Annotated in this window: 13 protein-coding genes; 4 read left to right on the top strand and 9 right to left on the bottom strand. The window is 46.7% G+C overall.

The features are described from left to right. Positions 1-10: 10 nt before the first annotated feature. A complete protein-coding gene (locus AC1DVJ_RS12950; RefSeq protein ID WP_477591289.1) occupies positions 11-841 on the bottom strand; it encodes an alpha/beta hydrolase family protein in 831 nt (276 codons plus the stop codon). 272 nt (positions 842-1,113) lie between these two features. Here AC1DVJ_RS12950 and cysT point away from each other — a divergent pair, with 272 nt between their 5' ends. The 4 genes from cysT to AC1DVJ_RS12970 are packed head-to-tail and all read left to right on the top strand — an operon-like array spanning position 1,114 to position 4,971. After that, positions 1,114-1,920, top strand: coding sequence for a sulfate ABC transporter permease subunit CysT (gene cysT / locus AC1DVJ_RS12955; RefSeq protein WP_477591290.1), 807 nt, complete (start codon positions 1,114-1,116; stop codon positions 1,918-1,920). Beyond that, positions 1,917-2,747 carry a sulfate ABC transporter permease gene (locus AC1DVJ_RS12960; RefSeq protein ID WP_477591292.1) on the top strand — a complete coding sequence of 277 codons (831 nt, stop codon included), beginning with the start codon at positions 1,917-1,919 and terminating at the stop codon, positions 2,745-2,747. Before cysT ends, AC1DVJ_RS12960 begins: the two co-directional genes overlap by 4 nt. Next, positions 2,737-3,822 (top strand): ABC transporter ATP-binding protein, encoded by a 1,086-nt coding sequence (locus AC1DVJ_RS12965; protein ID WP_477591293.1) that lies wholly within the window; start codon positions 2,737-2,739, stop codon positions 3,820-3,822. Before AC1DVJ_RS12960 ends, AC1DVJ_RS12965 begins: the two co-directional genes overlap by 11 nt. Positions 3,823-3,864: 42 nt before the next feature. Beyond that, complete coding sequence (locus AC1DVJ_RS12970; protein ID WP_477591295.1) at positions 3,865-4,971, top strand: sulfate ABC transporter substrate-binding protein; 1,107 nt, start codon at positions 3,865-3,867, stop codon at positions 4,969-4,971. A gap of 20 nt (positions 4,972-4,991) precedes the next feature. Here the strand turns inward: AC1DVJ_RS12970 and AC1DVJ_RS12975 are convergent, their stop codons facing one another. The 8 genes from AC1DVJ_RS12975 to AC1DVJ_RS13010 all read right to left on the bottom strand — a co-directional run bounded on the left by AC1DVJ_RS12975 (position 4,992) and on the right by AC1DVJ_RS13010 (position 12,530). Continuing rightward, the gene (locus AC1DVJ_RS12975) at positions 4,992-5,792 is read right to left on the bottom strand and encodes a DUF817 domain-containing protein (RefSeq protein WP_477591297.1); all 801 of its coding nucleotides are present in this window, start codon (positions 5,790-5,792) and stop codon (positions 4,992-4,994) included. Continuing rightward, on the bottom strand, positions 5,792-6,619 hold the full coding sequence (locus AC1DVJ_RS12980) for a VanW family protein (protein ID WP_477591299.1): 828 nt from the start codon (positions 6,617-6,619) through the stop codon (positions 5,792-5,794). The genes AC1DVJ_RS12975 and AC1DVJ_RS12980 overlap by 1 nt, the downstream gene beginning before the upstream one ends. Before the next feature lie 181 nt (positions 6,620-6,800). Then, complete coding sequence (locus tag AC1DVJ_RS12985) at positions 6,801-7,274, bottom strand: acyl-CoA thioesterase (RefSeq protein WP_477591301.1); 474 nt, start codon at positions 7,272-7,274, stop codon at positions 6,801-6,803. 57 nt (positions 7,275-7,331) lie between these two features. Continuing rightward, positions 7,332-8,510 carry a formate-dependent phosphoribosylglycinamide formyltransferase gene (gene purT, locus AC1DVJ_RS12990; protein ID WP_477591303.1) on the bottom strand — a complete coding sequence of 393 codons (1,179 nt, stop codon included), beginning with the start codon at positions 8,508-8,510 and terminating at the stop codon, positions 7,332-7,334. Between the two features lie 236 nt (positions 8,511-8,746). Beyond that, positions 8,747-10,651 (bottom strand): cobaltochelatase CobT-related protein, encoded by a 1,905-nt coding sequence (locus AC1DVJ_RS12995; RefSeq protein WP_477591305.1) that lies wholly within the window; start codon positions 10,649-10,651, stop codon positions 8,747-8,749. A 28-nt stretch (positions 10,652-10,679) separates the two neighbouring features. Next, positions 10,680-11,570 carry an ATP-binding protein gene (locus AC1DVJ_RS13000; RefSeq protein ID WP_477591413.1) on the bottom strand — a complete coding sequence of 297 codons (891 nt, stop codon included), beginning with the start codon at positions 11,568-11,570 and terminating at the stop codon, positions 10,680-10,682. 73 nt (positions 11,571-11,643) lie between these two features. Next, a complete protein-coding gene (locus AC1DVJ_RS13005) occupies positions 11,644-11,856 on the bottom strand; it encodes a hypothetical protein (protein ID WP_477591306.1) in 213 nt (70 codons plus the stop codon). Next, on the bottom strand, positions 11,853-12,530 hold the full coding sequence (locus AC1DVJ_RS13010; protein WP_477591308.1) for a hypothetical protein: 678 nt from the start codon (positions 12,528-12,530) through the stop codon (positions 11,853-11,855). The genes AC1DVJ_RS13005 and AC1DVJ_RS13010 overlap by 4 nt, the downstream gene beginning before the upstream one ends. Positions 12,531-12,560 lie beyond the last annotated feature (30 nt).

Here is a 12,560-nt window from a genome sequence, read left to right on the forward strand (position 1 = left end):
CCAAGTCATTTTAAATTGTCCAATCATTCCACTCTTTGTTTCGTTTATACGAATAATTGAGCCAATCTCCTGTTTTCACCAGTAATTCTGTTGTTGAGGGCGTAGTCGAGTACGTATGATTGGCTTGATATAAGAGCTCTAGGTCACATTGACCTTCTTTACGCAGCCAGAACATCTTCTGATATAAAGGTGCATAATCCACAGGTATTATTTCATCAGCAGTGCCATGAACGACAAAAACATCACCAGTAAATTTACGTAATTGCTCAAACGGTTGATGCTGTGATAAAGATTCGAAGAATCGACTTGTTAGTTTATATCCATGATGATCGATCGTGCCACCTTGTGGCAGTTTCTCATATTCGTTTTTGCCGACGATTCGCATAATATCGTTGTGTGGATGCGCAACAGATGACCAAAGTACAAGTGTTTTCACGCGATGATCCTTAGCTGCAGTCAGGACTGCCGCGGCTCCACCTAAACTATGTCCAAGCAGAATCACTCGACTCAGATCCACACAATCAATGGAAACTCCATAATCAATAACGCGTCTGGTCTGCTCGATAAGTACATCTAACCCACCTGCGCCATAATCACMCGTACTTTCACCACAACCACCATAATCAAAACGAAGAACAAAATAACCTTGCGCGCTAAAAGAACGAGCTGCCTTCACAAAAAGCCGGTCAACACCGATTCGACTCCCAATAAATCCGTGACAAATGATGATTAAGGGCCAACGCTGACAATCGGCTTGAACCGCTGTGGGTTGCTGTGTAGGGTAATGTAATGTTGCGGCTAACTCGATATCGTCGCTTTGAATCGTGATGGCATGCTCCATGCTGGTAACTCCCTTTCATTACTCTTATTATTCTTATGCATTTACTCGGAATTAGAATGTAGACTCATTTTAGCATGGCAAAATAATGGTGTCAATGAACAATTCACATAATTATCCAAGTATTTTTCTCTATCACTATAAGCAAAATTAAGAACCTTGACATCACCCATTTTTCACCAAATTACTTATTGACAGAATAATCCTGCCGCTGTTATAGTCATTTTAATAAAACCAAGTAAGCTGGTATGTTTTATGAGAATAGGTGGTGTTCCATGCGTAACAAGGTTTTTAAAGCGACGGTTCGATCCGTGCTTATAGGCTACTTAATTGTGTTTCTTCTTATCCCCATCGCCTCCATCTATGTCAAAGGATTTTCGTTAGGCTGGGAGCCTTTCTGGAAAGAAGTCACAGGACCTTTAGCATGGAAGTCAATTGTATTAACAGTAAAGCTAAGCATTATCGCTACGGTAATTCAAGCAGTGTTAGGAACGATCATCGCTTACGTGCTTGTCCGATATCGATTCCGAGGACAGAGCATTCTGGGTAGCATGGTTGATCTCCCCTTCTCATTACCTACTTCCGTCGCAGGCTTAATGTTTCTCACCTTACTCGGACCACAAAGTCCATTAGGATCCTGGCTTGACTCCGTGGGGATTAAGCTCCTATATAATCAAACTGCCATTGTGATCGGCCTTGTCTTCGTCACCTTTCCATTCGTTGTTCGAACGGTTCAACCACTATTGGAGCAGATCGATCCAGCGGAAGAACAAGCGAGCTTCACACTTGGCGCCAATAGGTTCTATACTTTTTATCGCATCGTATTACCAGCACTTTTACCTGGTACGATTGCCGGCAGTATGCTCGCTTTCTCCCGATCACTTGCAGAATTCGGTGCCATCTCCCTTATCTCCGGTAATTTACCTGGAAAAACGATGGTCGCCTCCGTCTATATATATGGTGAAACACAGAACTACAATCCAGAAGGCGCAGCTGCCATCTCACTTGTCCTCTTGACACTCTCCGTCCTGATTTTATGGGGAATACATGTATGGACTCACGGGAAGGGGCGGCTAGCATGAGAAGATTACTGATCGGCATTTCTTTTTCGATTATATTCCTACTAATCGCATTGCCTTTCTTAGGGATTACCTTCGGCGCATTTGAAGATGGTCCTCGAGCCTTCCTTGATGCACTTGTTCGTCCCGAAGCTCTACACGCAATGAAAATATCTTTGATCATCGTCACCATCGTTACTGTTCTTAATGCCATTATCGGTATTTATATTTCCTTAGAAATTGTAAGAGGCTCTTGGATTGCTCGATGGCTGAAACCTATCATTAATGCCTTAATCGATCTGCCATTTGCAGTATCACCTGTCATTGTTGGTTTAATGGTTATCTTGATTTTCGGACCCAACACTGCCCTGGGCGCATTCTTAGAAGACCATAACATGAAAATTGTTTATGCGATTCCGGGGATGGTAATTGCAACCATGTTTATCACATTCCCTCTCATGGTACGTGAAGTAGTCCCCTTACTTGAAGAGATCGGAACACAGTCTGAAGAAGCTTCCGCAACCTTAGGCGCAGGACCATGGCGCACTTTCTTCCAGGTGACATGGCCGAGTATTCGTTGGGGCGTCGTGTACGGGTTGATTTTGACCATCGCTCGGTCGCTCGGTGAATTCGGATCCATCCTGGTTGTATCTGGCAATATCATCAATCAAACACAAACAGCTACGACACTCGTCTATCAAGACGCTGAACAGTTTCAGCTCGTAGCAGCTAATAGCGTGGCTTTCGTATTAGGTCTCATATCCATCACGATTTTGTTAGCGTTAGAATGGTTAAAACGAAGAACTGAAGCAACGAGAAACCATGGAGGAGGATCCCCGCATGCACATTGAAGTGAGTAATTTAAATAAACATTACGGAGAATTTCATGCGATTAGAGATGTCAATTTTAAAATCAAAGAAGGGCATCTTGTCGGATTGATTGGACCGAGCGGTGGTGGCAAAACCTCCATCCTGCGGATGTTATCTGGACTTGAAGCCCCGACTGGCGGCGATATTTATTTCGATGGCAAGCTTGCCACTCATCTCCCTGTTCAAGAAAGAGGCATAGGATTCGTATTCCAAAGCTATGCCCTCTTCAAGCATATGACGGTGTTTGACAACGTCGCTTATGGGTTGAAGGTACTCAACAAGTCGAAGGCCGAGATTAAGGATCGCGTTGCATATCTATTGAACTTAATGGGGCTCGCAGGCCATGAGCGGAAATATCCGCATCAATTATCAGGCGGACAACGCCAACGGGTTGCATTTGCCAGAGCATTAGCGCCTGAACCTCGACTGCTTCTACTCGATGAGCCTTTCGCGGCGATCGATGCCAAAATCCGTAAAGAGCTCCGCGTCTGGCTGCGCAACCTTATCAGTGAATTTAAAGTAACGACTCTTTTCGTTACGCATGATCAGGATGAGGCGATTGAGGTCGCGGATGAGATCATTTTGGTCCAAGGCGGGAAAATCGAACAGCAAGGAAGCCCTTGGGAGATTTATACGAAGCCTGCGTCCTCATTCGCAGCCTCTTTCATAGGTGAATCCAACGTGCTTCCCACTTATTCGCCGCTTGTCGGATTCCCTACGCTTGCAGATCTTCAACAAGATGGCAAATGGCTTCCCGATGTGAATGTGCTCATACGCCCAGAGAATATCGAAGTTCGACCGTCCAATGTGAGCCATTTGGCTACCGCTGGTGAAAAAGGCAAGGTTACGCATGTTCATTTCCGTGGGGATTCCTGGTATTTGGAAATGGATACCGGTCAATTCAAGCTTTTCGCCTATCAGCCTGTAAAAGATCGGATTTTTCAAGTTGGCGATGACGTTAACATCCTCATCCATCAGCTTTCGGTATTTACCCAATCAGGTACAACCTGGATTGATAATCAGGCCAAACAAGATCCACAGCCTGTTTTCATATAACCATTAAAAATAAGCTTTAGAAAAGAAGGGGAGTTGTCAACCATGAAAAATTTTAAAACGCTTGGCCTTGTAACTGCAGCATTATTCACAGCAAGTATTGCACTGACCGCTTGCGGATCCGGTACGACGAAAACGGCTAGCACAAGTGCACCTACTGCCGCAACGACAACTGCTGCTGCAAGTGCGACACCTAAAGCTGAAGGCGGTAAAGTAACGATCACCGTCGGTGCTTACTCCATTTTGAAAGATTCCTTTGAAGTGATTCTGCCTAAATTTAAAGAAGAATATAAAAAGAAAACCGGTACAACGGTTGAATTCCAAGAATCCTACGTAGCATCCGGTTCACAAGCTACAGCCATCATACAAGGGTTCGAAGCGGACATCGCTCCACTCTCTCTCGAAGGAGATATTCAAAAAATCGCAGAAAAAGGCTTAATCACACATGACTGGAAAAACAACAAATACAAAGGCTTCGTAACAACTTCAATTGCAGCTATTGGTGTACGTGAAGGGAATCCAAAAGGAATTAAAGACTGGTCTGATCTGACTAAGCCAGGTGTTGAAGTCCTGATCCCGAATCCGAGCACATCCGGCGGCGCTAAATGGGACATCAACGCTGTCTATGGTGCTGGTCTCAAAATTTCCGAAGCTGCTGGTAAACAAGATCCTGCGGTAGCCAAAGAACTCGTTGCCAAAATCTATAAAAATATCAAAGTCCTAGATAAAAGCGGCGCGGATTCCCTAGCCACTTTCGATAAAGGTGTAGGTGATGCGATCATAACCTACGAGAATGAGCTTGTTGCTCGAATTCAATCCGGCAAGAAATATGTAGAAGTGATTCCACAATACACAACTTCCATTGAGAATCCTGTTGCTATTATTGATAAATACGTAGATAAGCATGGTAATCGTGCAGCAGTTCAAGCGTTCTACGACTACCTCTTCGCTGCTGATGCTCAGAAAGTATTTGCTGACAAGGGCTTCCGCTCCGTGCTTCCAGAAGTTGCTAAGCAATATGAGAAAAACTACACGACACCAGCAGGACTCTTCAATATCGAATACCTGGGCGGCTGGGATAAAGTGAACAAAGAGCTTTACGGTAAAGGTGCAATTTGGGAAACGATCCTTGCCGAAGGCGGAGCTAAGTAAAAAGCACGAACGGAAAACCCTCAGAGCTTGAATACACTGGGGGTTTTTGTTACCTGCTCCGGATACTTTATCCGCTTCAATTCAGCCACGATGATGATGGTGATAATCACCAACATAAACCAGGAACTAATTTTACCCCAATGAACAATTCGCCAAGAAATTTCTTGATCTGGATAGCGCCATGCGCCAAGAAAGGTGGATATATTTTCAGCAAGCCAAATAAAAAAAGCAATTAACATAAAGCAAAGTATCGTGGGTAGATGATAGGTCTTGGTGGTGACCGTGAAATGAATCTTCGATTTGTAAAACAGAATCACTATGCCTGCAATGAGAATCCACCTGATGTCATACGCAAAATGATGTGTAAAGAAATTCGCATAGATGCTTATCGACATCAGGACCGCAATGGATGTTCTAGGCCAATGGAGGAGATGTAAATCTAATCTTTTCCATGACTGGCACACATAACTGGACACACTGGCATACATGAAACCGCTATATAAGGGGACGCCCGCTATTTTCGTCAAACCTTCCTCCGGATAGGACCACGAGCCCATGTGCACTTTAAACAACTCAAGTCCAAGTCCGATGATGTGAAACACCGTGATAACCTTGAGTTCATCTACGCTCTCTAGCTTTGACCACACCAATACCAATTGCGCAAGGATGCATACGAGTAAAATGAAATCATAACGATGCATGAATGGTATGGGTATTGCTTTGGACACTGCCAATGTCAAAAATATAACAACCGGGAATATACAGCAAAGCGCCTGCTTCCACCCGAAAATGAAAAAATCCTTCACATACTCTCTCTTCATTAGTTCTCCTGAGATCCGTTTGACGTCATATATTTCACTTCTGAATGATTTACGTTAACCAGCTCTTCATTCACGAGAGAATCGTCTTGTTTGTTGATCTTTTGCCGCCAAATTTCATTCCCTCTATACCATTTGTTCGCTTTTTGATAAAATGCATGATTCTTCTCTTTCACTCTATAGTCGAAAGGCAATTCCGTATCGCAATGAATCGAGCCTTCTAAGTACTCTTCCGTGACCTCCAGATGAAATTGGAACCGATGTGCGGTTGGATTGTAAAATTGCAAATCGACATAATTGTAAAACACACTCGTCCCCGTCCCGAATGGAATTACTCTTCGATCGTCTGGAAAAAGATCAAAGCTGTGATGGTGCCTTTCTCTAATTTCTAGCGGCGTATGTAAAGCCAACCAATACAGCATATTCGCTAGCTGACACAACCCGCCTCCCGTACCTACCCGAACTTCCCCATGGGATAGCATGAGGCCCTCGATATAACCCTTTTCTTTGCTTGTCACACCGATAAGCTTCCAAAAGGAAAAAGTTTCACCAGGATGAATCAGGATCCCATCTATATACTGTAGTGCGATTTTCAAATTCACAATCTTATTTTCTTGTAAAATAGGGTCTGTGTTTCCGAGCACACGCCGTAAAATCGATTTATGCTTCTTCGTCGTATATGTAAGCTTACGAGGGCTTCTTCCATACGCATATTTGATTCTTGGATTTAGATTGATGAGTCGCCTCTTTAACATAAGCTGCTTGACGCGGAGCCTATATAAGAAAGGAAACTGCTTGCCTATTCGTTGTTTTAAGTCTATGAGTTCCACTGATTTTTCATCCTTATCTTCGAAAATGAAATGGAGGCATTGAATTCCTCTCTCATTTGACTCCAAATGTAAGCAAAAAGTTGTGATATGGAAAAAACTAACTATAGTTATTCCTTTGTTTCCCAACTAAAAAAGCAGCTCCCCTAAGGGAACTGCTAGCCGTAAATGGCTTATTATATGCTTAGAGACGCGCTTGTTTGCGAAGCTTTCGCGCTGTAAAACGCGCTTCCGCGGACTCGAACAACCGCTTCTCTTCATCCGTCTCTGCGATAATGCCAGGAACGGGATAAGGCTGTCCATGCTCATCCAAAGCAACAAAAGTAAGGAACGAGGTCGCAGTGTGTTTCTTTTCGCCGGTAAGAAGGTTCTCCGACTCAATTTTCACATAAACCTCCATCGAACTGCGATGCGTCCACGTGACAAATGCTTCCAACTGAATCGCCTCGCCAAGCTTTACCGGAGCGAAGAAATCCAAGCTATCACTCGACGCTGTGACCACGTTCATACGACAATGTCGCATCGATGCGATGGTTGCAACCTTATCTATATACTGCATAACACGACCGCCAAACACAGTGTTATGGTAGTTCGTGTCCGCCGGTAAAATAATTTCTGTCAACACGGTTCGAGACAGTCTTGCTGCTTTGGGTTCCATAGTGATTGCCTCCGGTTAATGACCTCAGACATGGTACATCGTACTGCAGTCATACAGTTAGTTGTAATTCAAAGTGAGCTTACTAGCTGCTTCTTTTGCTAGGCTGCGTGCCTCTTCCACAGTATCTCCAGAACTAAGGGCTACCGCCATACGGCGACCAACTTTTGTTTCCGGCTTGCCAAAGACTCGAACCTGCGTATTAGGTACGGATAACGCCTCTTCAATGCCGCTAATCGTATACTCAACTTGTTCGCGATCGGCTTTTAGCGTGTAGCTTGCGCCAGGTGTTAACAAGCGAACTCCTGTAATCGGGAATCCAAGAATTGCTCTCGCGTGCAGTGCGAACTCACTAAGATCCTGAGTAGCCATCGTAACCATACCCGTATCATGCGGGCGCGGCGAGACTTCACTGAAGTAAACGCCATCTGCCGTCAGGAATAATTCAACGCCATACAGCCCATGGCCTCCGAGTGCGTCAGTAATGGTCTTAGCCATTTGCTGGGCATCGATAATTTGCTGTTCTGACATGGTATGAGGCTGCCAGGATTCGATGTAATCGCCGTCTTTTTGAATGTGACCGATCGGCTCACAGTAGGTTGTCCCTGAGACAGAACGAACCGTCAACAAGGTAATTTCGGATTCAAAATGGATAAATTCTTCGACGATGACACGCGCATTCTTCGCACGTCCGCCTTCCATTGCAATGTTCCACGAAGCTTCTACTCCCTCAGGTGTGCGGCAAACGCTTTGCCCTTTGCCTGAAGAGCTCATGATCGGTTTGATCACACAAGGTGTCCCGATCACCGCCACAGCTGCGTGCAATTCTTCGAGACTATTCGCAAATTCATACTTGGCTGTGCGCAATCCTAATGTTTCGGATGCAAGTCGACGAATACCTTCTCTGTCCATCGTTAAACGGGATGCTGTCGCCGTTGGGATGACTCGGTAACCTTCTTTTTCAAGGTCGACAAGAACAGAAGTCGCGATCGCTTCAATTTCGGGCACGATGAGATCAGGACGTTCTTTTTCGATAATCGCACGAAGCTGCTCGCCATCCAGCATAGAAATAACGTGACTGCGATGCGCAACCTGCATTGCTGGAGCATTCTCATAACGATCTACGGCAATAGTCTCAATGCCAAGACGTTGTGCTTCAATGATGACTTCTTTGCCAAGCTCACCTGAGCCTAGCAGCATGATTTTTTTGGATTTGTTTGATAACGGTGCTCCGTACATGAGATTATATGCCTCCTAAATGAATGATGAGTTCTAGCTATGTATGTTCGATACGTATGTAAGACAACCGATTTTTGTCGGAGTTTGGCGAAATTTACCGAGAATGACCCTGATCTATTGTACTGGATTTTGATGTTAAAAGATAGATGAGATCTTCAATTCAAGCTATTGGAGATCTCCAGTTATTTTCTGGATATAGGGGTAAAAACCGAAAAACCCTATAAAATAACTGGAGTTTATGTAGTAATCGATTTCAGTAAAAGCTTTCGTAAAATCGGCACGAGTTGTTCATGCAGCTCCTCGACGTTTGGTACAACGATACTGCTTCGGCCATACATATTACGCATCGCGTTCCGCTGTGTTTCGTGAACGGTTCCGTTAGCGAGAAACACGCTGATGACCTCGACGCCCATGCGTCTAGCTTGCAGAACGGCTTCGTGTGTATCAAGGATGCCGACATCATTGTAGTTGGCTGCCGAAGGCTCCCCATCGGAGAACACGAGGAGGATGCGCTGCCGTTCTGTGCGCCGCAGCAGCCGCTTCGTCATCTCGCGAATTGCGAAGCCATCGCGATTGTCCTGCTGCGGCTCCAGCTGCATCAGAGCCGCACCGCTAGAGGCCGCGAGGCAGGAGCCGAAGTCCACCGCAACCTGGAACAGGTTCGGTGCCTCCTGCTCCGTGACGCGGTCCGCGTCCTCCCAGAATCCCACGATTTCATGGGGGATTCGCAGATCTCTTAGGGTCTCGTGGAATAGCACGAGACCGAGCTTGGTTTCGTCCATTTTGTCATACATGGACGCCGAGCAGTCGACGAGCAGCGCGAACGCTGCGTCGAGCTGGGGTACCGGCGCGCGCTTCTTGTAGAAGAGGCGCGGCAGCTCTTGCGTGAAGGCTCGCGTAAGCCGCTTATCGAGCCGCCCAAACAAGCGATCGCCGCGCGGGGCGATCCGCTTCTGCTCCAGCGTGCGCCGTATCGCACGCTGCAAGGGCTTCGCGAGCGGCGCTGCGCGCTCGCTCAGGCGCCTGAACCCGTCCTCCTGCGCAGCAGTAGGACGTTCAGGCAAGAGCCAGGTCGCCGTCGCATACGCGGCGACCTCGCCCTCCCCGTGCCCCGCAGCCGCGGGCACGGAAGCCCCTTGGCGCCGCTCAGCGGCGGCGCCGGTGCGCTGGGCGCGCTGCGAGCGCCCCTGGGTGATGGCGAGCGCCTGGTCGGCGGCATCGCCCTCACGGGGCGCAGAGCCCTGCGCGGCGGTGCGTGCGCCGCGCTCCAGCTCGAACCGAAGCAGCCCTGGGCTGCGGTCGCTGCTCTCACGATGCCAAGTCGGCATCCGCTCTTGGCCTGGCAATTGACGCTCCCCCTCTTGCTCGGGGAGCACATCATCATTGGCGAGCCGCTTCGCGCGCTTCAGCTCGCCTTTATAATCCGCAGGCAAAGGAACCGCGATGCCGCTTCCCTGCTGCGTCCAGAAATAAGCAGCCACAGCATCACGTTCCAGCCAACCTGCTAACGCCTCGTTCATCCGTTCACACAAAGCCGCAACCTTAGCTGTGTGCGCCGCTTCTTCCACCTGCTCAAGCACCTCATAGAGCCCCACCAGACAACTTGATAAGTCACTCCCTAGAGCAGAAGAAAATGGCTCATTCTGCCACGACTTTCCAGTAAACCATCCATACACCAGCAAAAGCACAGCATCCGCCAACTCGCCCTTACTGAGATGATTTCGGAGCTTATGCTGGAAATATCCACCTAAGATGCGATGGCGATGTGCAAAAACAGCTCCCGTTCCTGGACGTTGCATTCGGCAAACCCGTTCTAAGCGCATATCTTCACATAGCGCAAATAAGCTATTGGCCAGTTTCGGGAATCTCGCATTCGAACAATAATGAAGGTAGGAGCCGATTGCCTCCCTCCCTGTAAACCAAGCACTGCCAAGACAACGAAGATACACATCGCTTTTCATTCCAGCTGTTTTGTCACGCAGCGGATAATCCCACCAGAATTGACTCACAGTCATGTGCGAGGCTGACTCATCATAATGCGCGTGAAATGCAGCTTCGACTTCAAGCTTTCCACGTTTCGTAAATAAACGAGCCAAATCAACCAGCTGCATATGCAGCATGGCATCGATTTTATCATCCAAACGGCTAAGGCTTCCTACGAACATTGCGTTACAATAACGTTTCAGCCGTATTCATTACAGCTGCACGTTCCCTTTCATCTTCTAACTTATCCGCAATCGCGCGCGTAACCGCCCGCATGGGTGGCATATACACCGATAAATCACAAGCGTCTAACAGCGCTCTGATGGAGCCCGCTTCATCAGGCAGTTGTCCCATTTCGATCAGAGAAAGCAAGTCAGCCGAGAGCTGCACGAAGGTGCGCAAGAGCTTCTCATCACGTAATACAGAGTGGCTTTTTAATAACTGAAACAATAATTCACCTTGCAAATAAGGTACATCAATCGTGACAAAACGATTTTTCAATGCTTCATTTAACGGTACCGTGCCAATATAGCCCTCGTTAATCGCTGCAACCACTCTAAAACTCGGATGCGCCGTAACGACTTCACCCGTAAAAGGATTAGTAATTGATCTTCGGTGATCCAGAACGCCATTTATTAAAGGCAGCGTTTCGGGCTTGGCCATATTAATCTCATCAATATAGAGCAAATGCCCTTTGGTCATGGCTTTCATAATCGGGCCAGGGATAAAAACAATCTGACTTCTTCCCTGCTCATCATGCGTTAATGTTTTAAAGCCTAGCAACGCCTCTGCATCCAAATCCGTGGAACAATTGACGCTGTGCAACGGTTGATTGAAGACGGCTGAAACATGCTCAGCAAGTTTCGTTTTGCCAGAGCCTGTTGGCCCCTTCAGGAGCACATTTTTGCCTAAAAAGAGTGAAAGAATCGCATCCGTAAGAAGCTCCTCTGTTGGTGCTTCATACGCAGCGACGCCAATTAACTTACGGTCTTCAGCTGTATGTACGATTCGATTATACGCATCCAAACTTGCGCGGACTTCTGGTGGTAAGGCATCTATTTTCAATAAATCTGTCATCATCGCGTAATTAATCCTTCCTGATTGCATTATCCTCTAACTATTATCAGGAAAGCACGAATTGTCAAGCCTCTCAAGTCAGCCAAGGCTCCTCGATGACAGAATGTGCGTAGAAAGCTATGGCTCCTCCGCAGGAAGGGCAGCTTGGTTTTGACGGGAATTCGTTGTATAGCTGCGCTAGGCTGTAGGCCGTTTCGTAATTAATGGCGACCATCACATCTTCTTTATAGACATACTCACATATTCTCGAGCAGCAGTAGGCACGAACCTTATATTTATTGCTCATTTGCTGCTATTAAACGTATATTGCACCATGGTATTGAACTCGTGGAGGTACGTATCCATGCGTTTATTTTTGCGTTGCTGCATGTCATAATACATCATCCGGTTTACAAAAAGCGCGTTTGACGAGATGAAAATGTGTGAATCCGGATAAATACGAGTAAGCACATGCCGAATTACGTTGATGCTGTCCGTAGACAAAGGCTTAGCGGATACCCAATCCATTTGAGCACCCATGCCTGAGCCGAACAAACCCGCTTCTGTCGCTGGATCGTTATATTTGCTTAATTGTCTATCGCGCTCATTCGTCCTCTTATCATGGAGTTCACCCATATCAACAGCTACGTAGATATTCGTATCTGTCATTGCGACTGCAGTCCCACCCAGATGGGCTTCTTGCATCACCTGATCTGCCACTTCACGGTTCATCGATAAATACGTATTCCTATGTAGCAGGTCGTCCTCTAATTGCGATTGCCCTCGCGTTGTTTGTTCGATCTGGTTACCGCTTGCGGCGCCTTGCGTACTATTACTCAGCTTAGCACCACTCGAATCTGATAAACCAACACTTTGAATGGAAACCGATGCCTTCTCTAGTTTGTTTGAATGTGTTGCTGAACACCCTGTCAAGCCGACGAATGCAGCCGTCATGATGACTGACATTTTCACAGCTTTCATCGTCATTCCCCCTATTTCTCTTTATATCTG

Source organism: Paenibacillus sp. P4_A9 (assembly GCF_056402415.1).